This window comes from Piscinibacter sp. XHJ-5, assembly GCF_029855045.1.
GTDB lineage: Bacteria > Pseudomonadota > Gammaproteobacteria > Burkholderiales > Burkholderiaceae_C > Albitalea.
In genome coordinates this window covers 2,831,300-2,857,586 of sequence record NZ_CP123228.1, presented here as the reverse complement: position 1 = coordinate 2,857,586, position 26,287 = coordinate 2,831,300, and the positions used below count along the sequence as shown (strand labels likewise).

Annotated in this window: 23 protein-coding genes; 13 read left to right on the top strand and 10 right to left on the bottom strand. The window is 68.5% G+C overall.

What is annotated here, in order from left to right:
* Position 1: 1 nt before the first annotated feature.
* From P7V53_RS13450 to P7V53_RS13425, 6 genes are all read right to left on the bottom strand, one after another.
* A complete protein-coding gene (locus P7V53_RS13450) occupies positions 2-1,012 on the bottom strand; it encodes a zinc-binding alcohol dehydrogenase family protein (protein ID WP_280155976.1) in 1,011 nt (336 codons plus the stop codon).
* Positions 1,013-1,063: 51 nt separating this feature from the next.
* Positions 1,064-1,792, bottom strand: a complete 729-nt coding sequence (locus tag P7V53_RS13445; protein WP_280155975.1) for an amino acid ABC transporter ATP-binding protein — start codon at positions 1,790-1,792, stop codon at positions 1,064-1,066.
* On the bottom strand, positions 1,776-2,426 hold the full coding sequence (locus P7V53_RS13440; protein WP_280155974.1) for an amino acid ABC transporter permease: 651 nt from the start codon (positions 2,424-2,426) through the stop codon (positions 1,776-1,778). Before P7V53_RS13440 ends, P7V53_RS13445 begins: the two co-directional genes overlap by 17 nt.
* An 11-nt stretch (positions 2,427-2,437) precedes the next feature.
* Positions 2,438-3,121 carry an amino acid ABC transporter permease gene (locus P7V53_RS13435; RefSeq protein WP_280155973.1) on the bottom strand — a complete coding sequence of 228 codons (684 nt, stop codon included), beginning with the start codon at positions 3,119-3,121 and terminating at the stop codon, positions 2,438-2,440.
* Between the two features lie 188 nt (positions 3,122-3,309).
* Positions 3,310-5,949, bottom strand: a complete 2,640-nt coding sequence (locus P7V53_RS13430; protein WP_280155972.1) for an ATP-binding protein — start codon at positions 5,947-5,949, stop codon at positions 3,310-3,312.
* Between the two features lie 6 nt (positions 5,950-5,955).
* Entirely contained in the window at positions 5,956-7,551 is a 1,596-nt protein-coding gene (locus tag P7V53_RS13425; RefSeq protein WP_280155971.1) for an extracellular solute-binding protein, read from the bottom strand.
* A 387-nt stretch (positions 7,552-7,938) separates the two neighbouring features.
* Between P7V53_RS13425 and P7V53_RS13420 the strand changes: the two genes are divergently transcribed.
* The 13 genes from P7V53_RS13420 (at position 7,939) to P7V53_RS13360 (ending at position 22,634) form a co-directional block, all read left to right on the top strand.
* Positions 7,939-8,700: a transporter substrate-binding domain-containing protein gene (locus P7V53_RS13420; RefSeq protein WP_280155970.1), complete on the top strand. Its 762-nt coding sequence runs from the start codon at positions 7,939-7,941 to the stop codon at positions 8,698-8,700.
* Positions 8,701-8,843: 143 nt separating this feature from the next.
* Positions 8,844-9,890 (top strand): amidohydrolase family protein, encoded by a 1,047-nt coding sequence (locus tag P7V53_RS13415; protein ID WP_280155969.1) that lies wholly within the window; start codon positions 8,844-8,846, stop codon positions 9,888-9,890.
* Between the two features lie 210 nt (positions 9,891-10,100).
* The gene (locus tag P7V53_RS13410) at positions 10,101-11,381 is read left to right on the top strand and encodes an L-fuconate dehydratase (protein ID WP_280155968.1); all 1,281 of its coding nucleotides are present in this window, start codon (positions 10,101-10,103) and stop codon (positions 11,379-11,381) included.
* Positions 11,382-11,456: 75 nt separating this feature from the next.
* Complete coding sequence (locus P7V53_RS13405; RefSeq protein ID WP_280155967.1) at positions 11,457-12,371, top strand: LysR family transcriptional regulator; 915 nt, start codon at positions 11,457-11,459, stop codon at positions 12,369-12,371.
* A gap of 85 nt (positions 12,372-12,456) precedes the next feature.
* Positions 12,457-14,139, top strand: a complete 1,683-nt coding sequence (gene mdcA / locus P7V53_RS13400) for a malonate decarboxylase subunit alpha (protein ID WP_280155966.1) — start codon at positions 12,457-12,459, stop codon at positions 14,137-14,139.
* Between the two features lie 18 nt (positions 14,140-14,157).
* On the top strand, positions 14,158-14,481 hold the full coding sequence (mdcC, locus tag P7V53_RS13395; protein WP_280155965.1) for a malonate decarboxylase acyl carrier protein: 324 nt from the start codon (positions 14,158-14,160) through the stop codon (positions 14,479-14,481).
* Entirely contained in the window at positions 14,478-15,374 is an 897-nt protein-coding gene (locus P7V53_RS13390; RefSeq protein ID WP_280155964.1) for a biotin-independent malonate decarboxylase subunit beta, read from the top strand. The genes mdcC and P7V53_RS13390 overlap by 4 nt, the downstream gene beginning before the upstream one ends.
* Positions 15,371-16,072 carry a biotin-independent malonate decarboxylase subunit gamma gene (locus P7V53_RS13385; RefSeq protein ID WP_280155963.1) on the top strand — a complete coding sequence of 234 codons (702 nt, stop codon included), beginning with the start codon at positions 15,371-15,373 and terminating at the stop codon, positions 16,070-16,072. The genes P7V53_RS13390 and P7V53_RS13385 overlap by 4 nt, the downstream gene beginning before the upstream one ends.
* Before the next feature lie 13 nt (positions 16,073-16,085).
* Entirely contained in the window at positions 16,086-16,751 is a 666-nt protein-coding gene (gene mdcG / locus P7V53_RS13380) for a malonate decarboxylase holo-[acyl-carrier-protein] synthase (RefSeq protein WP_280155962.1), read from the top strand.
* Entirely contained in the window at positions 16,748-17,710 is a 963-nt protein-coding gene (mdcB, locus tag P7V53_RS13375; protein ID WP_280155961.1) for a triphosphoribosyl-dephospho-CoA synthase MdcB, read from the top strand. The genes mdcG and mdcB overlap by 4 nt, the downstream gene beginning before the upstream one ends.
* The gene (locus P7V53_RS13370) at positions 17,710-18,618 is read left to right on the top strand and encodes an acyltransferase domain-containing protein (RefSeq protein WP_280155960.1); all 909 of its coding nucleotides are present in this window, start codon (positions 17,710-17,712) and stop codon (positions 18,616-18,618) included. The genes mdcB and P7V53_RS13370 overlap by 1 nt, the downstream gene beginning before the upstream one ends.
* A 142-nt stretch (positions 18,619-18,760) precedes the next feature.
* Positions 18,761-20,137, top strand: coding sequence for an SLC13 family permease (locus P7V53_RS13365; RefSeq protein WP_280155959.1), 1,377 nt, complete (start codon positions 18,761-18,763; stop codon positions 20,135-20,137).
* A 16-nt stretch (positions 20,138-20,153) separates the two neighbouring features.
* Entirely contained in the window at positions 20,154-22,634 is a 2,481-nt protein-coding gene (locus P7V53_RS13360; RefSeq protein WP_280155958.1) for an ATP-binding protein, read from the top strand.
* A 40-nt stretch (positions 22,635-22,674) separates the two neighbouring features.
* On the opposite strand, the gene P7V53_RS13355 is transcribed toward P7V53_RS13360, so the two are convergent.
* The 4 genes from P7V53_RS13355 to P7V53_RS13340 all read right to left on the bottom strand — a co-directional run bounded on the left by P7V53_RS13355 (position 22,675) and on the right by P7V53_RS13340 (position 25,911).
* Entirely contained in the window at positions 22,675-23,601 is a 927-nt protein-coding gene (locus P7V53_RS13355) for a transporter substrate-binding domain-containing protein (protein WP_280155957.1), read from the bottom strand.
* A gap of 33 nt (positions 23,602-23,634) precedes the next feature.
* Positions 23,635-23,967, bottom strand: coding sequence for a hypothetical protein (locus P7V53_RS13350; RefSeq protein WP_280155956.1), 333 nt, complete (start codon positions 23,965-23,967; stop codon positions 23,635-23,637).
* A 176-nt stretch (positions 23,968-24,143) separates the two neighbouring features.
* Complete coding sequence (locus P7V53_RS13345) at positions 24,144-24,884, bottom strand: LytTR family DNA-binding domain-containing protein (protein ID WP_280155955.1); 741 nt, start codon at positions 24,882-24,884, stop codon at positions 24,144-24,146.
* Positions 24,862-25,911 (bottom strand): histidine kinase, encoded by a 1,050-nt coding sequence (locus P7V53_RS13340; protein WP_280155954.1) that lies wholly within the window; start codon positions 25,909-25,911, stop codon positions 24,862-24,864. The genes P7V53_RS13345 and P7V53_RS13340 overlap by 23 nt, the downstream gene beginning before the upstream one ends.
* Between the last annotated feature and the right edge of the window lie 376 nt (positions 25,912-26,287).

Here is a 26,287-nt window from a genome sequence, read left to right as displayed (position 1 = left end):
CTCAGCACTCCACGATGGCCTTGACCACGCCTCGCGCGGGATCCAGCAGGTCCTTGAAGCCGGACGGCACGTCGGCCAGCGCGAGGCGGTGGGTGTTGAGCGCCGCGTCGGGGATCTGACCGGCACGCATCGCCGCGAGCACCGTCTCGAAATCCTCGATGGTCGCGTTGCGGCTGCCGAGCAAGGTGGTCTCGCGCTTGTGGAACTCCGGATCGGAGAAGCTGATCGTCGCGCCGACCACCGAGATCAGGACATAGGTCCCGCCATGGGCGACGAACTTGAAGCCGCGCTCCATCGCCTTCGCATTCCCGGTCGCATCGAACACGACGTCGAAGTACTCGCCACCGGTGAGCGCGGCGAGCTGCTGCTCGTCGTCGTCGGCGATCTGCACGGCGGCGGCCATCCCCAGCCGGGCCAGGCAGAAGTCGAGGCGGTCTCGCCGGGTGTCGAGCGCCGTGACCTGTGCTCCACGCAATTTCGAGAAGATCATCGCCGCCATCCCGATCGGCCCGGCGCCGACCGCCAGCACGCGCTGGCCGGCACGCACGTTGCCCCGCCCCACCGCGTGGGCGCCGATGGCGAGGAACTCGACCATGGACGCCTGGTCCAGCGAGACGCCTTCGGCCTTGTGCACGAAGCGCTGCGGAAGGCTGAGGTATTCGGTGAATGCACCGTCACGGTGGACACCCAGCACCTGGATGTTGACGCAGCAGTTGGTCTTGCCCTGCCGGCACGCGACGCACTTGCCGCAGGACAGGTACGGCATCACGTACACGGCGTCGCCTCGCGCGAGTGGGCTGTCGGCCGGCGCCTGCTCGACGATTCCCGACAACTCGTGCCCCATCACGCGCGGGTAGCTGAGGTAGGGCTGGTTGCCGGTGAAGATGTGCAGGTCGGTACCGCACACACCGACGCGCTTGACGCGCAGGAGCACCTCGTCGTCGCCGCGCAGCGGCATGGGACGCTGATCGGCGCGCAGGTTGCCGGGACTTTCGCAGATCACGGTAAGCATGGCTTTTCTCTTTCGGGCTGATGCGTGAAGCCGGTCGTGGCCGCCGCCGGCTCAAAGGCTGCTGCCGACGAAATGGCGCAGTTCCTCGGTCTTGGGGGCATCGAGCATGCCCGCGGGGCCGCGCTCCCACACCTTGCCGCGATGCATGAAGATCACCTCGTCGGCGACCCTGCGCGCGAACGCCATCTCGTGCGTCACGAGGATCATGGTCATGCCGTCGGCGGCCAGCTTTTCCATCACACGAAGCACCTCGCCGGTCAGCTCGGGATCGAGCGCGGAAGTCACTTCGTCGAACAGCATCAGCTTGGGCGACATGGCAAGCGAGCGGGCGATCGCCACACGTTGCTGCTGGCCGCCCGAAAGCTGCGAGGGATAGGCCGTCGCCTTGTCCGACAGGTCCACCTGGGCCAGCACGTGGTGCGCTCGTTCGCGCAGTTCCGCCGGCTTGTGCTTGAGCACCAGGCGCGGTGCAAGCGTGACGTTCTGTTCGACCGTCATGTGCGGGAACAGGTTGTAGCTCTGGAACACGATGCCCACGTCGCGCCGCAGCTGCTGCAGGTCGAGCTTCGGCGACGTGATGTCGTGGCCGCAGACCTCGATGCGGCCCTCATTGACCGTTTCGAGCCGGTCGATGCAGCGCAAGGCGGTGCTCTTGCCGGACCCGCTGCGTCCGATGATGGCGACCACCGAGCCTTTGTCGACGTCGAAGGACACGCCTTCGAGCACCCGGGTGGCGCCGAAGCTCTTCGAGATCGACTCGACCTTAACGATCGGCGACATTGAGCCTCCTTTCGAGGCGCCGGCTGAGCACCGACAGGGGATAGCACAGCGAGAAGTACAGCGCGGCGATGAGCACGAAGATGACGAAGGGCTGGAAGGTCGAGTTGTTGATCACCTGGCCCGCGCGTGCGAGCTCGACGAATCCGATGGCCGAAGCGAGCGAGGTGTTCTTGACGATCTGCACCATGAACCCGACGGTGGGCGGCGTGGCGATCCTTGCCGCCTGGGGAAGGATCACGTGGACCAGACGCTGTCCCCAGTTGAGCGCCAGGCATTCGGCGGCTTCCGCCTGCGTGCGCGGCACCGACTCGATGCAGCCGCGCCATATCTCACCCAGATAGGCGGACACGTAGACGCTCAGCCCCAGCCCGGCGGCGGTGAGCGGCTTGATGTCGAACCCCATCGCCGGCAGGCCGAAGTAGGCCAGCGACAGCAGAACCAGCAGTGGCGTGCCCTGGATCAGCTTGATGTAGAGCATGACCAGCTGGCGCGTGACCGTCGGCCCGTAGACCCGGGCGATGGCCACACCGAAGCCCATCAGTCCGCCGCCCGCGAAAGCGAGCGACGAAAGCACGACTGTCCACACGAAGCCGGTCAGCAGGAACTGCAGCTGGGGTGCGGTCAATGGGGTCATGGCCGCGCCGTTCACAGCGGCGTGCCCAGGCGCCGACGACGAGGGAAGGCGATGTAGCTTGCGCACCAGAATCCCAGGCGCATCACCAGCGACAGCACCAGGTAGGCGGCGGCCACGATCAGATAGGTCTCGACGGACCGGAAAGTGTCCGACTGGATGCGGTTGGCGACCGCTGTCAGCTCTTCGGCCGAGATCTGCGACGTGATCGACGAGGCCAGCATCAGCAGCACGTACTGGCTCGTGAGCGCCGGGTAGACGCGCTCGATGGCCGGCGGCAGCACCACGTGGGTCAGCACCTGGGCGCGGCTGAGGCCCAGGCACTCGGCCGCCTCCAGCTGTCCTTTCGGAATCGATTCGATGCCCGCCCGCACGATCTCGGAGGTGTAGGCCCCGACGTTGATCACCAGCGCCGCCGTCGCGGCCGCAAACGCATCGACCTTCAACCCGATGGAGGCGAGTCCGAAGTAGACGATGAAGATCTGAACGAGCAGCGGCGTGTTCCGGATCGTCTCCACGTACACCGAGGACAACCGCGCGAGCCATGCCGAGCGGCCGGTGCTGGCGAGCGCGCACAGCACGCCAAGCAGGAAGCCGAACACCGTCGAAGCCAGCGACAGGCCAAGCGTCGTTCCCGCGGCAGCCACGAAGTCCGGCCAGTAGGCCAGAGGCGCGCTGAAGTCGAAGTCGTATTTCATGTCCCTGACCAGCGCCAAACTTGGTAAGGCCACTTTACCGACTTACTCACAATTGGCCTTACCGTGTTTACCCTTGCACGTCCGCGCAGGGACGCCCGGCTCGCACCGGCCGCGGACTGCAGGTATCGGGGCGCCGTACGTCGGCCGGTGGGGACCCTCGACACCAGTGGCCTGTCGGTTACAGGCCACTAGCCCTCGTGCTGCGTGCTTTGCTCGCCGTCGGTCTGCGAGCCTTCCTGCAACTCCTTCAGCAGCTGGACGATCGCCACCGTCTCGAATGCGTCGGCCAGCTTGTACAGGCGGGCCGCCAGGGGCCGATAGCGCGCATCGAGAGACGCGAGATGTTGCGCATGGGTGCGGATGCTGCGCATGTTCCCGAAGCGAGCCAGGCGCAGCAACTCCTCCATCTCCTGCGGCGGCGGCGCCACCAGCGGTGCCGCGGCATCGGGTTCCTCCGAGGGCGCGGCGACGCTTCGCTTGGTCCAGGTCAAGCCCAGCAGGCGCGCGATTTCGGTCAGCAGGCGCTCGAAGTCGATCGGCTTGGGCAGGAAGGCATTCGCCCCCGCATCCAGGCAGGCCTGGCGATCCGCCCCAGACGCGTTGGCCGACACGACGATGATCGGCAGTTCCGCGAAAGCCTCCATGCCGCGAAGCCGGCGGATGGCCTCCATGCCGTCCATCACCGGCATCACGCTGTCCATCAGCACGATATCGGGCCGCTCCGTCTCCACGCACCGGATGGCCGAGTCGCCGTTGTCGGCCTCGATCATGTCGAAGCCCAGACGTCCCATGAACTCGAGCACCGGTCCCCGATTGGCGTCGATGTCGTCGACCACCAGGACCTTGCGCCGCCGGCCCTCGTAGCCGGTGATGCCCTCGATCTGCGACACCTTCTCGAACACGTCGTGCTCCGCCACCGGCAGGTCGAGCTCGAACCAGAACCGGCTGCCGGCGCCCACCCGGCTTTCCACATGGATGTCGCCGCCCATGAGCAGCACGAGCTGTCGGCTGATCGCCAGGCCCAGGCCGGTTCCGCCGAAGCGGCGCTGCACGTCGGCTGCCTGCTCGAACGGCCGGAAGATGCGTTCGAGGTGCTCGGCCCGGATGCCGATGCCGGTGTCCTCCACCTCGAAGCGCAGGCGCGCGTGCTTGTCGTCGGACTCGAGCGTCGTCACGCGCAGGCTCACCCTGCCCTGCCGCGTGAACTTCACCGCGTTGTTCAGCAGGTTCAGCAGCACCTGGCGCAGCCGCTTCTCGTCCGCACGCACGACGGCCGGCAGCGGCCCGACCACCTCGTGGTCGAAGGCGAGCTCCTTGCGCTGGGCCTCTACGCGAATGATGTCGTGGACGATGCGAAGCAGCGTGCCGAGGTCCATGCTGTCCGCGTAGAGCTCGACCTTGCCGGCCTCGATGCGGGCGAGGTCGAGCATGTCGTTGATCAGCAGCAGCAGATGCTCTCCGCTGCGCTGGACCGTGACGACGCCCGCGGCATCGCGCGGCGTCAACTCCGAGCGGCGCAGGATCTGCGCGTAGCCGAGGATGGCGTTCAGCGGCGTGCGCAGCTCATGGCTCATGTTGGCCAGGAAGGCGCTCTTCGCGCGGTTGGCGGTCTCGGCGGCGTTCTTCGCTGCTTCCAGGTTGGTGATGGTCTCGGCCAGGCGCGCCGTCATGGTGTTGAAGCTGGTGGCGAGCATGCCGATCTCGTCGCTCGCTTCGGCACGGGCCTGCGCGTTGATGTCGCCCGCGGCGATCTGCCCCGCGACACTCGTGAGCCGCTGCACCGGCCCGACCACGCTGCGCCGCAGCAGGAAGGCCATCGCCACGCCCAGGGCAAGGGCCAGCAGGCCACCGGCCACGGTCTGGGCGCGGGAGCGGGCCAGGCTGTCCTTCGCGCGCGCCAGGTCGACCTGGAGCTGCGCCTGCTGCCGCGCGGTGACGTTCTGCAGCAGGCCGATCAGCGCGCGCGCCTGCGGGACGACCTCGGTGCGATAGAGGTACAGGTCCTCGAACGCTCGATCGCTGTCCAGGATGGCACGCACCTGCAACGCGAGCTGCGTCAGTTCGACGCGCGCGGCCGCGATGCGATCGAGGTGATCCCGCTGCTGGGGCGTGAGCCAGGGCCGGCGCGCCTCCAGGGTGTCCCAGAACGCGGCATTGGCCACCAGCTGCGGGCTGTAGGTGAGCTTGAAGCTGCTCTCGCCGGAAGCGCCGAAGGCCATCACGTTGGTCGCCAGCGCATCGAACGAACTCTGGAACGTGAACAGCGCGGCGAGGGTCTCCCGACTCGCGGCGTCGGCACCGCGCGCTTTCTGCAGCGCGATCATCGCCTCGGTCTCGGCCAGCACGCGCACCCGGCGCGCCTGCACGTCGACGCGCGACAGCCGCAGCGCGGGCCGGTTGCGCAAGCTGTCCTCGTGCAGCTCGAACAGCTGGGGCGGCAGGCGCTTCCAGCGCGCGTAGCCTTCGCTCAGGGCCTGGATCCGGCGCCTGTCGTCCTGATCCCATCCCGCGGCCAGCGCGTGCAGCGACGCCAGCGACTTCTCGAACTCCTGCCGGGCGACGTGGTACTGCTCGATGTCCTCGGCGTCCGACAGCACCAGGTAACCGCGCAGGTGCAGCTGCATGCGCAGCAGCGCATCCTGCGCCTGCGCCGAGGCCAGCGAGGCCGGTGCGCGAACCGCTTCGCTCACCTCGATGTCGCGGGTGGCGTCGCGACCGGCCACCACCGCCAACGCGACGACCAGCAAGGTCAGGCTGACCAGCAGCCCGAAGCCGACGGTGAGCTTGGTGCCGATGCCGGCGGTGCGGGCACGGAAAACACGTCGCATGCGCGCTCAGAATCCGAGCGAAGTCCGATAAGCCTCGCGTTGCCTCTCGCGTCCCAGACGGATCGTGATCTCTTCGAAGTCCACTGCCGTGGCCTTGAGCGCCGCGGCGGGACTCAGTTGGCCGCTGGCGGCCTCCACCAGGTGCAGGTCGAGCGCCAGCCAGTAGCTGTAGGTCCCGGGAATGCGAAGGTAGGGAAACTGCTGCTTGTCGCTGAACACGCGCTGGAACGCGCTGAGGTAGTCGCGCACGTCCGCCTCGTCCCAGCCCGCCTTGACGTAGGGCGCGACGCTGCCCGTGCCTTCGGGCGCCAGGAAGTGGAACCTGCGGCCCGGGTCGACGCCGTCCGAGCCGCGCGCCGCGTACACCAGCGACTTCTCCTTGTTGGCCAGCAGCGCCAGCAGGAAGTAGGTCGCTTCGGGGACCTTGGAGTACCGGGAGATGACCCCGGCCCAGGACGCACCCGTGGTGTTGCCGACGCGGTTGACGCCGTCGGTCTTGACCCACTTCGACTGGGCGATGTCGTAGTACTCGTGGGTGCCGGGGATGGGTGCCGCTCCGGTCTTGCCTTTCACGCGGCTGCCCGACTGCTGCGCCAGCGCGCCCAGGTCGCCCCAGGTCAGCGCGAATGCGGCGCGGCCGGCGAGAAAGTGGTCCCAGCCGCGGCCGTGGTCCCAGGCCAGCATCTCGCGCGGACCGAACTTCACGAGGTCGACGAACACCTCGAGGGCGCGCAGATGGCCGGGGCTTTCGATCAGCGGCTGCATGGTCTGCGGATCGAACCAGTACAGCCGGGCGTTGGTGGGACCGATCAGGAACGAAGCCGACAGCGACATGTAGTTGAACATGCCCTGGCTGCCCGGCTTGAGCGCCAGCACGATGCCGTGGTCGGGCGTGCCGTCGCCGTTCAGGTCCTGCCCGGTGAAGTACTCCACGGCATCGCGAAACTCCGCCCAGGTCTGCGGCACCGCGAGCGCACGGCCGTACTTCTGCCTGAACGCCGCCTGGTGACGTGCGTCGTCGAGCAGGTCGCGGCGGTAGTACATCACCTGGCCGTCGTGGTCGTAGGCGACCATGTATTTCTTGCCGCCATAGGACAGCAAGTTGCGCGGGCCGGGCAGCACGTCGTCGATGCTCCACTTGGGAAAGCGCGGATCGTCGTAGAACTTGTCGTAGGGCAGGAGGTGCCCGCCGGCCACCATGTCGCCCAGCCACCAGCCGCCGGCGATCGACGCGTCGTACTTGCCGACACGGTTGGTGAGGTCGGAGATGATGGTCGGAAAGTGCTCGATGCCCGGCGCCCGGACAATCTCGAGCTGGGCACCGGTGGCGGCCTCGAACTCGTCCTTCACTTCGAGCAGCGCCAGGCTGATGGCGCTCTTCGTGGCGATGACGGTGACCTTCTGATCGGGAAACGGACACTTGCCGGGCACACAGGGCGGCAGCACGCGCGGAACGGCCAGCTCGCTCGGCTGGACCACCGTGACGGTGGTGCTTTCCGGCTTGGGCGCCGGCTTGGCGTCGGGGCTGTCGGCAGTCTGTGCGGCTGCAATCCCGGCGGTCATCGACGCCACGAGTGCAAAGGCAAGCCGGTCATACATCATGCTTGTTCCCCTTGGCCGTCGGACCATTCTGCGCTCGGGGCACTCGGGCAGGGACAGGGGAATGCCCTGGGCAACAGGACGCCGCAAGCGTGCGGCCCCCGCCCCTCGACAGTCGGCTGCGAGCGGCATCCCGCATGCACGGGGTGACGCGATTCCAGCGTCGAGGGTTTCCACTGGTCAGGCCGCTTTGCGACGTGACTATATTGGCCTTACCAAGGTGGCCTGACCAAAAAGCCCGATCGAACGCGACGACCGGAGTCCCCCGTCGCAGGGCTCGAAGGTCGACCGCGTCGACGCTGCACACACAAAAAAGAAGAGCTGTGCTTGTTCCGGGGCAACAGCCTGCGAGGCTGGTGTCCGTTGTCCACCACTGCAAGGAGACCCACGATGATCCGTCGTTCCACGTTGCTCAAGTGCACTGTGGCGCTCGCCGCCGTCGCCGCCATGGCCAGCGCGCATGCCGACCTGTTCGACGACATCAAGGCCGCGAAGAAGATCCGCATCGCCATCGATCTCGGCGTGCCGCCGTACGGCATGACCGACGGGCAGATGAACCCCACCGGCTCCGACGTCGAGACCGCGCGCCTGCTGGCCAAGGACCTCGGGGTCGAACTCGAGATCGTGCAGACGACCGGCGCCAACCGCATCCCCTTCCTGCAGACCGGCAAGGCGGACATCGTGGTCTCGTCGCTGTCGGTCACGCCCGAGCGCGAGAAGGTCATCGACTTCTCCGTGCCTTACGCGCAGATCCTGTCCGTGATCGCGGGTCCGAAAAACGTCCCCATCAAGGGATTCGAAGACCTGGCGGGCAAGCGGGTGGCGACCACGCGCGGCACGACGAACGACAAGCTCGCGACCGAGGGGGCCAAGGGCGCGCAGATCGTTCGCTTCGACGACGACGCGACGCTGATCACGGCCGTCGCCAGCGGCCAGGTGGAGGTTGTCGCCACGTCACCGGCACTCGTCAAGACGATCCGCGACAGCGCCCCCCAGCGTGACATCGAGGTCAAGTTCGTCATGAAGGGCTTCCCGCTGGGCATCGGCATGCGCAAGGGAGAGGCCAAGCTGCAGGGATGGATCAACGAGTGGATCCAGACGAACACCACCAACGGTCTGCTCGCGGCGATCCACAAGAAGTTCCACGGCTGAGGCTCGATCGACTCGCGGCGGTGTTCGTGCTCGAGGCACCGCCACGGATGTCCCATGCCGATCTTCACGGTGTCGACGGCAACCGAGGACGTTTCACCTTCGCGCTCGAGCAGCACCCGGACCCACCTGACAAGGAGACGCAAATGACGGGCACAGTGAGGAAAGGCTTTGTGCGCTGGGCCGCCGCGGCGGCGGCATTGCTGAGCATGACCTGGGCACCCACGGCGGGCGCGCACGACGATGCCGATGACCGTGCGCTGCGCGCTGCGGTCGAGCAGGCCGAACGCCGGGCGCCTCCTGGCAAGCGGCCCATCGTCGAGACCCATATTCACTTCTGGCAGGTCACGCGACCCGGCGGCGTGCCGTGGCCGACGCCTGCGGAAGGGCCGATCTTCCGCGACGTGCTGCCGCCGGAGTACACCGCCATCGCCCGGGCCAACGGCATCGTGACGGCCGGGATCGTGGAAGCGAGCGGCATCGTCGAAGACAACCAGTGGATCCTCGACCTGGTCCGGCACGACAGGTTCTATTCGTTCTTCGTCGGCAACCTCGAGATCGGCGCATCGACCTTCGCCCGCGACCTGGCGCGTTTCGCGCGCGACCCGCGCTTCGTGGGAATCCGCGGCTATCTCACGGGTCCGGCCGAAGGCATCACGCTCAGCCCGGCACAGCTGGCCAGCCTGCGCGACCTGGCACGGCGCGGCATGACGCTCGACATCATCAGCCGAGGGACGAAGAACCCGAAGGATCAGGTGCAGGCGCTGTGCACTGCGGTGCCCGACCTGCGCATCATCATCGACCACCTGGGTGGCGCCAAGGGTCCCCCGCCTGTCGATCCCACGTGGGAACTGGAGATTCGCCGACTCGCCGACGTCTGCCCGAACGTGCACATGAAGTTCTCGTCGTTCTATGACATGTACGCCCCAGGCGACGTGGTCTTCCCGTCCCCGACCGACCTCGCCTCGTACAAGGCGCACTTCGACGTGCTGATGACCGCTTTCGGCGCCGACCGCCTGATCTGGGGCAGCAACTGGCCGGTGATCGGCTTGCACGGCACCTTCGAGGCGCAGATCGCCATCGCCGAGGAATACCTCGCCCCGATGGGCACCGAGGTGCGCGACAAGGTGATGTTCAAGAACGCCCTCGCGTTCTATCGCCGGCACAGGCCGGACCGTCACCACCACGAGTGAGAGCCGGCGGTCGCGCCACAATGGCACGACCGCGCGCCGGTCGCCGACCGCACGCTCGGCAATGCGCTGGCCATCGAGCCGCGCCTTCGACCCTGCGTGGACCAGGCGGACAGGTTCGTGTGCATCATCGATGGCCTGGGCGTCCGGCGCCAGCGTGTCGCCCAGGCTTGAGCAGCACGCCTTCCACCCGCGTCAGCGACAACGACCACCATGACCACGATCCGCTCCCTGCGCGTGCTCGACGTGCGCTTTCCCACCTCGCAGCACCTCGACGGCTCCGACGCGATGAACGCGGACCCGGACTACTCGGCGGCCTATGTGGTCCTGGAGACCGATCAACCCGGCCTCGAGGGGCACGGTCTCACCTTCACCATCGGGCGCGGCAACGACATCTGCTGCGCGGCGATCGAGGCGATGCGCCATCTCCTGGTCGGCCTCGATCTGGAGTGGATCGCCGCGGACATGGGCCGCTTCTGGCGCCACGTCACCTCGGACAGCCAGCTGCGCTGGATCGGGCCGGACAAGGGCGTGATCCACCTGGCCACGGGCGCGGTCGTGAACGCGGCCTGGGACCTGTGGGCCAAGGCCGAAGGCAAGCCCGTCTGGCGCCTGGTGGCCGACATGTCGCCCGAGCAGCTGGTGCGCTGCATCGACTTCCGCTACATCACCGACTGCATCACCCCCGATGCGGCGCTGGCGCTGCTGCACGAGCGCGCGAACGGCAAGGCCGAGCGACTCGCCGACCTGCTCGCGAACGGCTATCCCTGCTACACGACGTCGGCCGGCTGGCTGGGCTACGACGACGAGAAGCTGCGCCGACTTGCGCAGGAAGCGGTCGATGCCGGCTTCTCGCACATCAAGCTCAAGGTCGGCCGTGACCGCGCCGACGACGTGCGCCGCCTGCGCATCGCGCGCGAGGTGCTCGGCCCGGACCGGCAGCTCATGATCGATGCGAACCAGGTGTGGGACGTCGACCAGGCCATCGACTGGCTCCAGGACCTGCGCTTCGCGAAGCCGTGGTTCATCGAGGAGCCGACCAGCCCCGACGACGTCGAGGGTCATCGCCGCATCCGCGACGCGATGCGTGGCGCCATGCAGGTGGCCACCGGCGAGATGTGCCAGAACCGCATCATGTTCAAGCAGTTCATCATGCGCGGCGCGGTGGATGTGGTGCAGATCGACGCCTGCCGGCTCGGCGGCGTCAACGAGGTGCTGGCCGTCATGCTCATGGCCGCCCGGCACGGCCTGAAGGTGTGCCCGCACGCCGGCGGCGTCGGCCTGTGCGAGTACGTGCAGCACCTGTCGATGATCGACTACCTCTGCATCGCCGGGACCAAGGAAGGCCGCGTGATCGAGTACGTCGACCACCTGCACGAGCACTTCGTCGACCCCTGCGTCGTGCGCGGGGCGGCGTACATGCCGCCGAGCCGGCCCGGCTATTCGATCGAGATGAAGCAGTCGTCGCTCGATCGCCACGTGTTCCGCGGCTGATGCGATGGACCTGCACCTGCACGCCCATCGACCCGGGACGAGGTAACCTGCGGCAATCCGTCCAACGGGCCGACCATGCTGCCTCGCATCGACGAAGAGATCACGTTCCGCAAGCTCGAGATCCTGCTCGCCTTCATGGAGACCGGCAACCTCACGCGGGCGGCGGAGCAGCTCGGCGTGAGCGCGGTGAGCGTCCACCGTGCGCTGCACTCGCTGGAGACAGGCACGCGGTGCAAGCTCTTTCGCCTCGAAGGCCGCAACCTGCAGCCGAACGACGCGGCACACGCGCTGGCCGACGTCGCGCGCGACGTGCTGCGCACGATGGCCGAAGGGATCCGGTCCACGCGCGAGCTGGCCGGCTACGCCGCCGACCGCATCCGCATCGGCTCGCTCTATTCGCTGACCAGCGGTACCCTGCCGGCGCTCGTCATGGAGCTGAAGCTGCGCAAGCCGGACATCCAGACCGAGCTCGTGCTCGGCTCGAACGAAGACCTGCTGCGCAAGCTGCGCGACGGTGCCATCGACGCCTGTCTCATGGGACTGCCCGAGGGCGGATCGGACATCGAGTCGCAGCCGCTGTTCGAAGACGACATCTTCTTCGCGGCGCCGGCCACGTCGGCGCTCGCGGGACGAGGGGAAGTGGACCTGGGCACGTGCGCGGACGAACGCTTCGTCAGCCTCACCGAAGGCTTCGTGACCTACAGCGGCTTCATCGACGCCTTCCGCATGGCCGGATTCACTCCGACGGTCGTCATGCGCACCGGCGACATCTTCTCGCTGATGAACCTCGTGGGCGGCGGCATCGGCTGCACGCTGCTGCCGGGTCGTGTGCGGGGCGTGCTCCCGGCCGGCGTCAAGCTGGTGCCGCTGTCCGAGAAGTACCGCATCCGCCAGCAGATCGCGGTGAGCTTCCTGCGCTCGCGCGAGCGTGATCCGAACCTGCTGGCCTTGCTGGCGGCAAGCCGCAAGGTCAAGGCCGGGCTCAACTGATGCGCCGCCGACCGTTCCGGTCGGCGTAAAGGTCCTGGATCCAGGTTGATTGATCCGGTCGGGCGCGTCCGATACCGTTCGCCTCATGGACCGCATCAACTGGAACACCAAGGCCGTCAACCGTGCCGACCGGCTGGCAAGGGCACGGCGGGAACTCGGCGGGCGGCTGGTGGGCAAGCAGGTGGCCACCGACGGGATCGGCGCACTGCTCGAGGCCACGCTGGAGCCGGGCGACCGGGTCTGCCTGGAAGGCAACAACCAGAAGCAGGCCGACTTCCTCGCCAGGGCGCTGGTGCAGCTGGATCCGCAGCGGGTGCACGACCTGCACATGGTGCAGTCGGTGCTGGCCCTGCCCGAGCACCTGGACATCTTCGAGAACGGCGTGGCGCGCCGGCTCGACTTCAGCTTCTCGGGCCCGCAGGGCGCGCGCCTGGCGAAGCTGGTCTCGGCCAACCGCATCGAGATCGGCGCCATCCACACCTACCTGGAGCTGTTCGCGCGCTACTTCGTCGACCTCACGCCGAAGGTGGCGCTGGTGGCCGCGCACGCGGCGGATGCCGAGGGCAACCTGTACACCGGTCCGAACACCGAAGACACGCCGGCCATCGTCGAAGCCACTGCCTTTTCGGGCGGCATCGTGATCGCGCAAGTCAACGAGCTGGTGGACGGGCGCAGCACCACGCTGCCGCGCGTCGACGTGCCCGCCGACTGGGTCGACTTCGTCGTGCGTGCCCCGCGGCCCAACTTCATCGAGCCGCTGTTCACCCGCGACCCCGCGCAGATCAGCGAGGTGCAGGTGCTGATGGCGATGATGGCCATCAAGGGCATCTACGCCGAGTACGGCGTGCAGCGTCTCAACCACGGCATCGGCTTCGACACCGCCGCCATCGAGCTGCTGCTGCCGACGTACGGCGAGTCGCTCGGGCTGAAAGGAAAGATCTGCCGGCACTGGGCGCTGAACCCGCATCCGGCGCTCATCCCCGCGATCGAGGCGGGGTGGGTCGAGTCGGTGCATTCCTTCGGCTCGGAGCTCGGCATGGAGGACTACATCCGCGCTCGCTCCGACGTCTTCTTCACCGGTGCCGACGGCAGCTTGCGCAGCAATCGTGCCTTCTGCCAGGCAGCCGGCCACTACGCCTGCGACCTGTTCATCGGCTCGACGCTGCAAATGGATCTGGACGGCAACAGCTCCACGGCCACCCTGGGCCGCATCGCCGGCTTCGGCGGGGCGCCCAACATGGGCGCCGATGCGCGAGGGCGCCGCCACGCCAGCGCGGCCTGGCTGAAGGCCGGCCAACAGGCCCGTGCCGGGCGCAGCGGCGCTGCCGGGACGCCGCGCGGGCAGAAGCTCGTCGTCCAGATGGTCGAGACCTTTCGCGAGCACATGCAGCCGGCGTTCGTCGAGCGGCTCGACGCCTGGACGCTGCAGGAGCAAGCCGGCATGGACCTGCCGCCGATCATGATCTACGGCGATGACGTCACGCACGTGCTCACGGAAGAAGGCATCGCCAACCTGCTGCTGTGCCGCAGCGACGCCGAGCGGGAGCAGGCGATCCGCGGCGTCGCCGGCTACACCGCCGTCGGCCTGGCGCGCGATCGCCGCATGGTGGAGAACCTGCGTGACCGCGGCATCATCCGGCGCCCGCACGATCTCGGCATCGATCCGCGGGATGCCACGCGCAACCTGCTCGCCGCGCGCAGCATGCGCGACCTGGTCCGCGCTTCGCACGGCCTCTACCAGCCGCCGAAGCGCTTTCGCCACTGGTGACATCGGGAGAAGAGACCCATGAAAGACATCGCACCGGGGCTCGAGACCCTCGAATACGTGTTTCCCGGACAGCGGCCTGCCGGCGACTTCGCGCCGGTGCTCGTCGGCGTCGTGGGATCGGGCAATCTCGAAGTGCTGGTCGAGCCCGCGCCCGGGCCGGACTGCACCGTCCGCATCGAGACCTCCGCGCGCGGCTTCGGCGTGATCTGGGCCGCGGTGGTGCACGATTTCCACGCACGCCACCCTTTGGCCGGCGTGCGCGTCTCGATCAACGACATGGGCGCCACGCCGGCCGTGGTGAGCCTGCGCCTGGACCAGGCGATTTCGGAGCTGACGACATGACGACCGTCTCCTACGCCGAATGCTCGGCGCGCGAGCGCCTGCAGCGCCTGCTCGACCCGGGGAGCTTCCACGAGTGGCTGCCGCCGGCGGAGCGGCTGACCAGCCCGCATCTTGCGCAGCTGGGCGTGCCGTCTTCATTCGACGACGGCGTCGCGATCGGCCGCGCCACGCTGGCGGGCCGTCCGATCTACGTGGCCGCGCAGGAAGGCGAGTTCATGGGCGGTGGCGTCGGCGAGGTCCACGGCGCGAAGCTCGTCGGGCTGCTGCGGCGCGCGCTGCGCGACCGGCCGGATGCGGTGCTGCTGCTGGCCGAGTCCGGCGGCGTGCGGCTGCACGAAGCGAACGCGGGGCTCATCGCCGTGTCCGAAGTGATGCGAGCGCTGCTCGATGTGCGGGCCGCCGGCATCCCGGTCGTCGTGCTCATCGGCGGCGCCAACGGTTGCTTCGGCGGCATGGGCATCGTGGCCCGCTGCGCGGACTGTGTCGTGATGAGCGACGTCGGCCGCCTGTCCATGTCCGGGCCCGAGGTGATCGAAGCCTCGCACGGCGTCGACGAGTTCGACGCTCGCGACCGCGCCCTCGTGTGGCGCACCACCGGCGGCAAGCACCGCTGGCTCACCGGCGACTGCGATGTGCTGGTCGAGGACGACGTGGCCGCGTTTCGCGCGGCGGCGATCGACTCGCTCGATGCGGCGGCCCCGGTGACGCTCGCCAGCCTGGAGGCCGAGCATGCGCTGCTCGCCGCCCGGCTCGCGCTGCTCGACGAGGCATTCGAGGGCGACGATGCCGTGGCGCTGTGGTCGCGCCTGGGCATTTCCGACGCGGCGCGCGTGAGCGACCTCGACGTGGACGAGGTGCGCGCGCTGCGTCCCGCCCTGGAGGCAGCACGATGAACTGGAACTCCCTCGTGACCGAGCTGTTCGGCACCGATCACGACATCCGCCAGGACGCCGACTACCTGTCGGGCACCGCCACCTTCGACGGACAGGCGCTGACGATCATCGGCACCACCGACCACGCGCCCATCGGGGTGCGTCTCGCGCTGGCCCAGGCGCGTGCGGTGCTCGACACGATGGCGCAGCACCCCGGCCGGCCCATCCTGCTGCTGATCGACACGCAGGGGCAGCAGCTGCGCCGCCGCGACGAGCTGCTCGGCATCAATCGCGCCATGGCGCATCTGGGCATGACGATCGACCTGGCCCGGCGGCGCCATCACCGGGTGCTGGGGCTGGTGTACGACCAGGCCCTGTCGGGCGGGTTCATCACCTCCGGCCTGATCGCCGACGCGTGCGATGCGCTTCCCGAAGCCGAGATCCGCGTCATGCGCATTCCCGCCATGGCACGCGTCACCAAGCTGCCCGAGACGCTTCTCACGCAGCTGTCGCAAGCCAACCCGGTGTTCGCGCCCGGCGTCGACAACTACGTCGCGATGGGCGGCGTTCGCAAGCTCTGGCGCGGCGACTTGCGGGCCGAGCTGCGAGAGGCGCTGCGCGAGGCCCCTCACGAGGACCGGCGCGCCGAGGACGGGGCGGCGCGCGGCGGCCGTCGGCTCGCCGCGTCCGTGGCCCAGCGCGTGCTCGACGCGGCCTGAAGGCGACCCGGCCATGCCGCCGCTGCACCGCCACCAGCTCGTGCGGCTGACCCGCGAGGGATGGCAGCGCGTGCGCCAGCGCCCCTGGGACGCGACCGGCGCGGCGTGCCTTGCACACTGGGCGTCGCACGATCTCCCCTTGGTGGTGACCCGGCAGTTGCCGGAGGTGCGCACTGCCGGTGGCATCGCGCTGGGGCTGCCAGCGCCCGGTCGTTGGGAGCGCCGGCGGCTGGCGCTGGTCGTGTCGCGCCATGACGTGTCCTGGTTCGACGAATTCCCGCGCGCCGAGCAGATCCGGACCTTGCTGCCGGCGAAAGTCCGTGGCGACTGGCCGCAGCTGTGCGCGGCCCTCGCCGATCGCGGTGCACTCGCACGCGTGCACGGCAGCCATGGCTGGCAGCGGCTCACCGGCCTCGATCATCTGCACGCGGGATCCGACATCGACCTTTGCCTGCACGTCGAACACGCGGACCAGGCCGACCAGGTGGTGGCGCTTCTCGAGGCTCATGCGCACCACCAGCCGCGGCTGGACGGGGAGCTGGTGTTCCCGGACGGTGGCGCGGTCGCCTGGCGCGAATGGCTCGCCTGGCGCGCCGGCCTGAGCCGCGCCGTGCTGGTCAAGCGCCTGGAGGGCTGCTCGCTGCAGGGCGACCTGGTCGGCATGGAGCTCGCGGCATGAGCGTCGCCGCACGGCCGCTTCGAAGCGGCACGGGGTCCGTCGCCTCCTCTGCGCACGTGGCACGCGCGATCGCGCTGCCGCCGCAGGCCATCGGGCGGGCGGCCACGCTGGCGCTCTACGACGAGCTGGCGCTCTCGCCGAAGCCCGGGCTCGTCACCCTCGTCGATCGCGGCAGCCACGACGACATGGACGCCCGGACATTCATGCGCAGCCTCTTCGCATTGCGCGGCTACTTCGTGCGCATCGCGGAACTGGGCGCGCAGCGGGTGCCGTTCGAGTCGCTGCAGCGATGCGGCATCGAGGCCGAAGGACGCATGCTGGCCGCGACAGGCGGCATCAACACGCATCGAGGGGCGATCTTCATGCTGGGCCTGCTGTGCGCGGCGGCGGGTGCCGCGGGCACCGCCGGTCACCCTCCCACGCCGGCGGTCGTGCGGGCCACGCTGCTCGCGCACTGGGGCGAAGCACTCTCGATGCGCTCGCGACGACCGCCCACCCTGCCGGGCGGCCTGGCCGCGCAACGCCACGGATTGCGCAGCGCCTCGGCCGAAGCCGCGGCGGGCTTTCCGGTGCTGTTCGAGACCGCCGTACCGGCCATGGAGCAAGGCGCGAGGCACGCGTGTCGGCGCGACCGCGTCATGCTGGACACGCTGTTCCAGGTGATGGCGGTGCTCGACGACAGCAATCTCGCGCACCGAGGTGGACTCGACGGCCTGCGACACGCGCAGCGGTTGGCCCGTGAATTCGTGGCGAGTGGGGGCGCGTCCTGGCCGGACGGCATCGCGGCGGCGCAGCGCATCGGCGATGACTTCGTTCGCCGCCGACTGTCTCCGGGTGGCGCCGCGGACACGCTGGCCGCTGCCTGCTGGATGCAGCGCGTCGGCGTGCTGGCGGCTGCTGCTGGAAACGATGAGCGGCCGGCTCGAGCATTGGGGCGTGCCCGGCAGCGGGATGCCTGATGAGCCTGGCGCTCGTCTTCTCGGGGCAAGGCACGCAGCATCCCGGCATGCTGCCGTGGCTGGCCGACGGCGTGATCGTCCGCGCCATGCAGAAGCGCCTGGGCGTGTCCGACTGGCGCGCCGCGGTGGCCGACGGTGAGTGGGCCTCGCGAAACGCTCAGGCGCAGGTGCTGCTGACCGGGCTGGCCCTTGCCGCGTGGGACGAACTGGCCCGTGAACTGCCTGAGCCGTCAGCGATCGCCGGCTACAGCGTCGGCGAGCTGGCGGCGTTCGGCGCGGCGGGCGTCTTCGATTCCGGCACGGCGCTCGAACTGGCGCAGCAGCGAGCCGAGGCGATGGATCGCTGCGGCGAGCGCGTGCCGGGCGGCATGCTGGCCGTCTCCGGCCTGTCATCGGCCGAGCTGGACGCGCTGTGCGCGGCCGCCGGCCTGGCGCTGGCCATACGCAACGGTCCGCAGAGCGCAGTGCTCGCCGGGCCACTGGCGGCGCTCGACGTCGCCGAGCGGGCCGTCGAGCAGCGCGGTGCGCGCTCGACGCGGCTGTGCATCGGCGTCGCCTCGCACTCGCCGTGGATGGTCGATGCGGCGCGCGACTTCGCGCGCACGCTCGAACGCATCGAGCTGCACCGGCCGCGCATCACGCTGTTCAGCAATGCCGCCGATCGCGTGCACGACGCCACAGCGGCGCGCCATGCGCTGGCGGCGCAGATCGCGAGCACCGTGCGCTGGGACGAGTGCATGGACAACCTCCATGCGCGGCAGCCGGCGTGCGTGCTCGAACTCGGCCCGGGGCAGGCGCTGGCGCGTCGCTGGAATGAGCGGCATCCCGAGATCCCCGCTCGCTCGTGCGACGAATTCCGCAGCGCGTCGGGCATCGTGCAGTGGGTCCGGCGGCAGTGCGGCCGCTGAAGCTGCGCCCTCCGGCGTCGACCACCGTTTCACGCAGCGTAATGGTCGCGCGCGGCTGTTGATTGATCGCACCGTACCGCCGCCTTACCGTCAGGCCCGTGTCCAGAGCGGCGCAGCCGCCACAACCCCAGGAGACGACTTCATGAACAGTTATTGGTGGTCGATCGTCGTGCTCGGCGCGATGTTCGTGGTGGCCACGGCACTTCCGGTGAACATGGGCGTGCTCGCCTTCGTCGGCGCCTTCGCCGTCGGCACGCTGGTGGCCGGCATGGAGGTGAAGGCCATCATGGCCGGCTACCCCGCCGACCTCTTCCTCACCTTGGTGGGCATCACCTACCTGTTCGCGCTCGCGCAGAACAACGGCACCATCGACTGGCTCGTGCAGCTTGCCGTGCGGGCCGTGGGCGGCCGCATCTGGGCCATCCCATGGATCATGTTCTTCGTCGCCGCGGGATTGACGGGCGTGGGCGCCGTCAGCCCGGCGGCCGTCGCCATCCTCGCGCCGATCGCGCTCGGCTTCGCCGCCAAGCACGGCATCAGTCCCTTGATGATGGGGTTGATGATCATCCACGGCGCGCAAGGCGGCGGCTTCTCGCCGATGAGCATCTATGGCGGCATCACCAACAAGATCGTGGCACGCGCCGGACTGCCGCTGAACGAGATGGCCACGATGCTGGCCAGCCTCGGCGTGAATCTCGCCGTTGCGCTGCTGCTGTTCGTCGCGATGGGCGGCTTGCGGCTGATGCGCCGCGCCGAACCTCAAGCCGCCGGCACGCCGTTCACAACGCCGACCGTCGTGCACGCGCAAGCGGGCGTGCAGGCCTTTGGCGACGCCGAAGACGAGTCCTTCCGCGAGGAGCAGCGCATCCTGGCACAGGGGGCCGCCGCCTCGGCGCTCGATCCCGCCGTGCCGGGCACCATGATCGGGGCACACGCGTACCGGCTGTTCACGCTGGCCGGCATCGTCACGCTGGCGGTCGCGACGCTTTACTACAAGCTGGACATCGGCTTCATGTCCATCACCATCGGCCTCGTGCTCAGCCTCATGGCACCGAACCTGCAGCGCCGCGCGCTCGGCCAGGTGTCGTGGCCGGAGATCATGCTCATCGTGGGCGTCAGCACCTACGTGAGCGTGCTCGACAAGATGGGCACCATCGCTTTCGTCGGCAACAGCGTCGCCGCGCTCACGTCGCCGCTGCTGGCCGCGCTGCTGCTGTGCTTCATCGGCGCCGTGATCTCGGCGTTTGCTTCGTCCACCGCGGTGCTGGGCAGCCTCATCCCGCTGGCCGTGCCCTTCCTGCAGGGCGATGCCGGCGTCGGCGCCATCGGCTTCATCGCCGCGATGGCGGTGTCGTCGACGATCGTCGACGTCAGCCCGTTCTCGACCAACGGCGCGCTGGTGCTGGCCAACGCCAAGGGCATCGACCGCGATCGCTTCTTCCGGCAACTGATGACCTATGGCGCGGTGGTGACACTGCTGGCGCCGGTGGTGGTGTGGCTGCTCTTCGTGGTGACGTAGGCCAGCGCGGCTGGCGGTGTCAGGCGTAATACCCGATACCGACCCGCGACCATTGCGAATATGCTCCCCGGCATCCGTGCGGCCTTCACCAGCGGGCTCGGTCGGGTTGCAGATTCCACTCATGTCGTCTCCCGATCAGGCCTCCGATCCGCAGCCGCTTCGCAGCTGGCTGGAGACGGTACGGCGCATGCCGCGGGGGGGCATCGCGGTGGCGCTGCTGGTGCGCGTGGTGCTGTTCAGCACCCTGGTCACCCTGGTCCTGACGATCCTGCAGCTGAGCCTGAGCTACCGAAGCGAGCGGGCGCGCCTGGAAGGACGGTTCGCCGAGATCGAACAGGCCAGTTCGCGCAGCCTCGCCGAAGGGCTGTGGGCGCTGGACAGCCGGCAACTCGAGGAACAGCTCGAGGGGATGCTGCGCCTGCCCTCCATCCGTGCCGTCGAAGTCCGCGAACTGAGCCCCTCGGGCCGTGGCTTTTCGGTGTTCCGCGGCGAGCGCCAGGCCCGCAGAGCCCTGATCAAGGACATCCCGCTGGTGTGCTGCGGCGATCATCCGAAGGCCATCGGTGTCCTGCACGTCGAAGCGACGCTCACGGACATCTATCGCGAACTGGCGGCGCAGGCGCTTGTCATCCTGCTCAGCAACGCGGCCAAGACCTTCCTGGTGGCGTTCTTCATCCTGTTCGTCGTGCACCACCTGGCGACCCGGCACATCCTGGACATCGTCGCCTCCGTGGCCAGGGTCACGCCGGACACCGATGCGCCGCCCTTGCGGCTGCGCCGCGCACGCGCCGATGGCGACGAGCTCGATCAACTGGCGAACGCGCTCAATGCGATGCGCGAACGCCTGCGCCAGCACGCCACCGAGCTGCGCAACGCCAACGCGCGCATGGCGGCGATCCTGGACAACATGCCGGACCTTGCCTGGGTGAAGGATGCCAGCGGCCGCTTCATCGCGGTCAACCGGGCCCTCGCCAGCGCGAAAGGCGTTGCGGACCCTCGCGAGCTGATCGGCAAGTCGGACCTCGAGACGGCACCGCCCGAGCTCGGCCAGGGCTACGTGCGGGACGACGCCGAAGTGATGGACTTGCGCGGATCCAAGCGCGTCGAGGAGAGGCACGCCAACGCCGACGGCAGCATCTCGCTCATCGAGACCATCAAGACCGCGCTGCTCGACGGCGAAGGCAAGGTCGCCGGCACGGTCGGCATCGCACGCGACATCACCGCACGCAGGCAGGCCGAGGCGGATCGCGAAGCACGGCGGGCGGCCGAACTCTCCAACCAAGCCAAGAGCGAGTTCCTCGCCCACATGAGCCACGAGATCCGCACGCCGATGAACGCCATCCTCGGCATGTCCTACCTCGCCTTGCAGGACGGGGTCGGCCCGCAGCATCGGGACCACGTGCGCAAGATCCACGACGCGGCCGAATCGCTGCTCGGGATCATCAACGACATCCTCGACTTCTCGAAGATCGAGGCCGGCAAGCTCGACATCGAAGCCATCCCGTTCGTTCTGGACGACGTCGTCAGCAGCGTGGTCGACATGGTCGACATCGACGCCCGGAACAAGGGGCTGGAACTGAGGCTGCTCATGCCGCCGCAACTGCCGGGCGCGCTCGTGGGCGATCCGTCGCGCTTGCGACAGGTCCTGCTCAACCTCGGAAGCAATGCGGTGAAGTTCACCCAACGAGGCCAGATCACGTTCACGGTCGGGCTCGTCGAGCGCGGCGAGCGATTCGCCCGGCTGCGCTTCGAGGTGCGTGACACCGGGATGGGCATGTCACCCGAGGTGCAAGGCAAGCTCTTCCAGCCGTTCTCGCAAGGGGACTCGTCGATCACCCGACGCTACGGGGGAACGGGGCTCGGGTTGACGATCTGCCGTCATCTCGTGCGCATGATGGGCGGCGACATCGAGGTCGAGAGCACGCCGGGGGCCGGCAGCAGGTTCCGCTTCGAGTTGCGGTTCCCGATGCTCGCTGCCGCGCAGGCGGCACCCGCCCTGCCCGCGCCTCGTGCCACGCAGCGCGAGCCCGCGGGCCCCCCGAACGAGGAAAGGCTGCGCGGAGCACATCTGCTCCTGGTGGAAGACAACCCCATCAACCGCGAGGTCGCTAGCGAACTGCTGCTTCTCGCCGGCGTGCGGGTCAGCACGGCTTGCGACGGTCGGGAAGCATTGGCCATGCTCGCACGCGAGCGCTTCGACGGCGTCCTGATGGACTGCCAGATGCCCGACATGGACGGCTACGAGGCGACGCGGCGGATTCGCGAGCAGCCGCAATGGCGCGAGCTGCCGGTCATCGCGATGACCGCCAACGCGCTGGTCAGCGATCGCGACAAGGTGCTGGCCGCGGGAATGAACGACCACATCTCCAAGCCGCTGCGGATCGACGACATGTTCGCGACGCTCGCCCGCTGGATCCGGCCGGCCGGCGTCGAGTCCGGCGCCTCCATGGTCGCCGACGACACCCCGGGCGCGGATCACGCGCACCGGCCGTTCTGACGCGCGGCGAGGCCGTGCGCGCACCCGCTTCGCCGCGGGATCACCTCGATTTGGGCGGACCCGGCCGGTACTGATACCAGAGTTCGGGGCGGTCGGACGGGGTGCCCGGCGTCAGCAGCGGGTTCTTCAGCTCGATGACGGTCCGTGTGTCCAGGCGGGCCTTGCGAAGCCGCTCGCCGTGGTGCTGGTCGAACAGGCGGTCGAAGGAACCGTCGGCGATCGCCTTCTCCAGCCCCTGGCGCAGGTTCTCCGCGAGCCTGGTGTTCTTCTTGTTCACCATGAAGTAGGCGTCGTAGTAATAGTGCAAGGCGATGCGGGGTTCGACCTCCAGCGTTGCGGCGTGGTTGTCGAGCTCGTCCCATATCTCGTTCACGCTGCGCGGGAAGTAGTCGAATCGCTCGCTGACGAGCATCTTGAACAAGCCCTCGTACTTCGGTGCGGTGATCACATCGATGCCATTGGCCCGCAGGATCTGCGTGTCGGGCCATTCCTGTCCCTGCGCGAGGCGCACGCGCTTGAGATCCTCCAATGCGTTGACGCCGGCGAAGCGGCCCTGGTCGCCCTTGCGAATCAGGCCGAGGCGCCAACCGAGGACACCCTTCTGGATCGGGATGCGGATCGGAAGCAGCCGCTGCTCACGTTCGGCGGAGCTGGGGATCGGGGCGATATCGATCGTGCGATCCGCCTCGAGCTCCACGACCTGGCGCTCCTGGTTCATGGAGATGGGCGCCAGCTCGACGCGGTACTCCGTTCCGGTTTTCGAGAGTCCGAGCTTGAGCAGCTGCAGCGCGTAGTCGAAGCGGCGATCTCCCTCGAACTCCGGGCGCGGAAACCGCACGACCTCGACCGCGGCGCCGATCCCATGCCACGCGAACAACAGGCACACGAACAGGCGAGCGACGTTGGGCATGGTGCTTTCCACGAGGATGCGGCGTCCGACGGTCAGCGCCCGACCATCGCGAGGCATGATACGCGCCGCCGGTCGGGCGGCCGCCTCACCCTACTCGCGAGCTGCTGCAATCGGTTCGACGCGCGCCGTGCGCTGCTCGCATGCCGCCAATGCCGCTCGCCGTTGGTCGATCCATGCGAGGGTATCCATCACGTCGAGCTGATAAATCATCCGAGTGCGCCACACGAACTGCCGCAGTGGGACGGTGCCCTGCACCGCCTTGTCGACGATGCGGCCTTGCAGATTCGACAGGGTCGCCGCGCTCGCGCAGCCGGCGTCCGAGGTCCGCACGGCAGCGGCCTCGGCGTCCTGGGCGTGTGCCGGGAACGGCGCGATGCACAGGGCAGCCGGCACCGCGATCAAAGTGGCGAAGGTTCGGTACATGGTCATCTCCAGGAAGTGGTTCGGGGTCCGGTGGCCGGCGCCTGCTCCGGTATGAAGCAAGGTAGTCGAGCCGCCGTGGCCGCGCCCGCGCTATCCGACGGACGCGGATGAGCGTGGTGCGAATCGACCCGTGCGCAGACAAACGCGAGGCCGTGCAGGCCCGGCCCGTCGGCCTGCTACATCTGCTTGAACAGATGCGCGTTGGCCGCGCTCACGCGCAGCGTCTCGCTGCGCTGCTTCAGGTGCAGCTCGAGATGGCCCGCCAGCGTGCGGCGCACGCTCCTGATGGCGTTGACGTTGACGATCACGCCGCGATGGATCTGCCAGAACACGGCCGGGTCGAGGCGCTCGATGAGCTCCTTCAGCGGTGTGGTGATCAGCGCTTCGCCTTCTGCCGTGACGACCGCGACGTACTTGCTGTCGGCTCGAAAGTAGCAGATGTCTTCGACCGTGATGAGCTGGACGTCGCGGCCCTGCAGAACGGTGATCCAGCGCAGGCGGTCGGTCGTCGGACCTCGCTGCAGTTGTTCGAGCAAGCCACTGAGATCCGCGGGCGGGCGTGTCAAGCGCTCCTTGACCCGACGCAGTGCACGCGCCAGGCGAGCCGGGTCGAGCGGCTTGAGAAGGTAGTCGACCGCGCCTTCCTCGAAGGCCTGCACTGCGTAGTGGTCGAATGCGGTGATGAAGATGATGTGCGCGCGCGTGCCCGTCACGCGCGCGATCTCGATCCCGGTCAGCCCTGGCATCTGCACGTCGAGGAACAGCACCTGCGGGTGATGTTCGTCGATCTCGCGCAGGGCCGCGTGGCCGTCGTGCACGATCGCGCAGATCGTGAGCTCGGGCCACAGCCGCCCGAGCTCCTCACCGATTTCCGCAGCAAGAAGCGGTTCGTCTTCAGCGATCAAGGCGGTCGTCATCGCGATCCTCCTGGAGGCGTGGCAGGTCGAGCGTCAGGGCCGCCGGCATCGGCGACACGGTCAGGCTCGCGAATTCGCCGAACAGCTGCATGAGCCGGTCCTGCAATGACGACAGGTCCGCGCTCTCCGACCAGCCGGCTGCCCGCACGCCGACGTCCTGATCGGCCTGCAGCGTCACGCGCAGGCGATCGCCCACCAACCGTGCAGTCAGCGACCATTCGCAGGCCATGGTGTGCGCCGCTGCCAGCACCGTCCGCAGCAAAGGCAGAACGAGCATCGCGGCAATGCCGATGTTGTGCGCACCGGGTTCGATCCGGAGATGAACGCGCGCATGGCCGGGAGTGACTTCGCTTGTGACACGCAGCCACGCGTCGACGAGCGCGAACTCCCGCTCGACCGTGGAGTTGCTGGACCTCGCGCCAGGCAACATGGCGCGCAGCAGCGCTATCAAGTCGGCCAACAGCGCATCGGCGGCTTGCGGCTCGCGCGCATGCAGTTCACCGATGCGACCGAGCGCGTCGAACAGCATCTGCGGCTCGACGCGTGACTGCAGCGCGAGCAACCTCGCCGCGTGCACGCGCTGCTCGTTGCGCACCCGTTCGGTTTCGGCGGCCTGGACCTGGCGCATCGCCCGTTGCGTGACGCGCCAGTAGGCGTAGATCGAGACGGCAAGGCCACCCTGGAACAGCATGGCCAGTACGCCAAAGAGCATCGATGGCGCCTTCAATCTCCACCAGCCCATCAGCCCGGCGAGATGCCAGCCCACCACCGGGACGAGCGTCGACATCGCGACGACAGCAAGCCCGTAGGCGCGCAACGCGGGCACGCCGGCATTGAACGCCTCGTCGGCCACCAGCACGCAATAGATGATGAGGACATTGGGGACGACCCAGCTGCCGTTCAGGATGCTCGCGACGAGGTCGAACCCGACCGGGTCGAAGGGCAAGAAGAAGATTCCGCCCAACGGCCCGAACGTCTCGCGAACGAGCTTCAGCCCCAGCGCCAGGACGACGTGTCGCCATCCCATGCGCTGCCATGCGCGTGCCGCCCAGCCTGCCAGGCGCCAGTGCGGCGCCGCCAGGACCTCGTGTGTCAGGGCGTTCATGACACGCACAGCGCCACCAGGCGCCCGAGCGTTTCGATCCGGGACCGATGTCGTCGGAACGGGACACTGGCCATGACGCGGTCTGCAAAGGAAGCCGGGGCTGCTGTCGGGGGGGTTTGGCACTCTTGGAACGGGCTGTCAAGCGCGCCGTGCTCAGGGTAGGCGCACACGCGCCGTCGGCCAAGACAAGTCCGATGAATCGCCTGGTGTGCGGTCCGAATGCGGCCTGGGGCAGACCGACGCACCTCGTCTCGGAGGCCGGACACCACTTGATGGCGCTGTTCGCCACCCGGCCTCA

Coding starts and splice junctions, on each gene's coding strand:
- P7V53_RS13365 (WP_280155959.1), top strand. CDS start 18,761: ATGAACAGTTATTGGTGGTCGATCGTCGTGCTCGGCGCGATGTTCGTG.
- P7V53_RS13430 (WP_280155972.1), bottom strand. CDS start 5,949: ATGCGACGTGTTTTCCGTGCCCGCACCGCCGGCATCGGCACCAAGCTC.
- P7V53_RS13350 (WP_280155956.1), bottom strand. CDS start 23,967: ATGTACCGAACCTTCGCCACTTTGATCGCGGTGCCGGCTGCCCTGTGC.
- P7V53_RS13440 (WP_280155974.1), bottom strand. CDS start 2,426: ATGACCCCATTGACCGCACCCCAGCTGCAGTTCCTGCTGACCGGCTTC.
- P7V53_RS13355 (WP_280155957.1), bottom strand. CDS start 23,601: ATGCCTCGCGATGGTCGGGCGCTGACCGTCGGACGCCGCATCCTCGTG.
- P7V53_RS13345 (WP_280155955.1), bottom strand. CDS start 24,884: ATGACGACCGCCTTGATCGCTGAAGACGAACCGCTTCTTGCTGCGGAA.
- mdcC (WP_280155965.1), top strand. CDS start 14,158: ATGAAAGACATCGCACCGGGGCTCGAGACCCTCGAATACGTGTTTCCC.
- P7V53_RS13420 (WP_280155970.1), top strand. CDS start 7,939: ATGATCCGTCGTTCCACGTTGCTCAAGTGCACTGTGGCGCTCGCCGCC.
- mdcG (WP_280155962.1), top strand. CDS start 16,086: ATGCCGCCGCTGCACCGCCACCAGCTCGTGCGGCTGACCCGCGAGGGA.
- P7V53_RS13450 (WP_280155976.1), bottom strand. CDS start 1,012: ATGCTTACCGTGATCTGCGAAAGTCCCGGCAACCTGCGCGCCGATCAG.
- P7V53_RS13435 (WP_280155973.1), bottom strand. CDS start 3,121: ATGAAATACGACTTCGACTTCAGCGCGCCTCTGGCCTACTGGCCGGAC.
- P7V53_RS13370 (WP_280155960.1), top strand. CDS start 17,710: ATGAGCCTGGCGCTCGTCTTCTCGGGGCAAGGCACGCAGCATCCCGGC.
- P7V53_RS13385 (WP_280155963.1), top strand. CDS start 15,371: ATGAACTGGAACTCCCTCGTGACCGAGCTGTTCGGCACCGATCACGAC.
- P7V53_RS13390 (WP_280155964.1), top strand. CDS start 14,478: ATGACGACCGTCTCCTACGCCGAATGCTCGGCGCGCGAGCGCCTGCAG.
- P7V53_RS13415 (WP_280155969.1), top strand. CDS start 8,844: ATGACGGGCACAGTGAGGAAAGGCTTTGTGCGCTGGGCCGCCGCGGCG.
- P7V53_RS13425 (WP_280155971.1), bottom strand. CDS start 7,551: ATGATGTATGACCGGCTTGCCTTTGCACTCGTGGCGTCGATGACCGCC.
- P7V53_RS13340 (WP_280155954.1), bottom strand. CDS start 25,911: ATGGGATGGCGACACGTCGTCCTGGCGCTGGGGCTGAAGCTCGTTCGC.
- P7V53_RS13445 (WP_280155975.1), bottom strand. CDS start 1,792: ATGTCGCCGATCGTTAAGGTCGAGTCGATCTCGAAGAGCTTCGGCGCC.
- mdcA (WP_280155966.1), top strand. CDS start 12,457: ATGGACCGCATCAACTGGAACACCAAGGCCGTCAACCGTGCCGACCGG.
- mdcB (WP_280155961.1), top strand. CDS start 16,748: ATGAGCGTCGCCGCACGGCCGCTTCGAAGCGGCACGGGGTCCGTCGCC.
- P7V53_RS13405 (WP_280155967.1), top strand. CDS start 11,457: ATGCTGCCTCGCATCGACGAAGAGATCACGTTCCGCAAGCTCGAGATC.
- P7V53_RS13410 (WP_280155968.1), top strand. CDS start 10,101: ATGACCACGATCCGCTCCCTGCGCGTGCTCGACGTGCGCTTTCCCACC.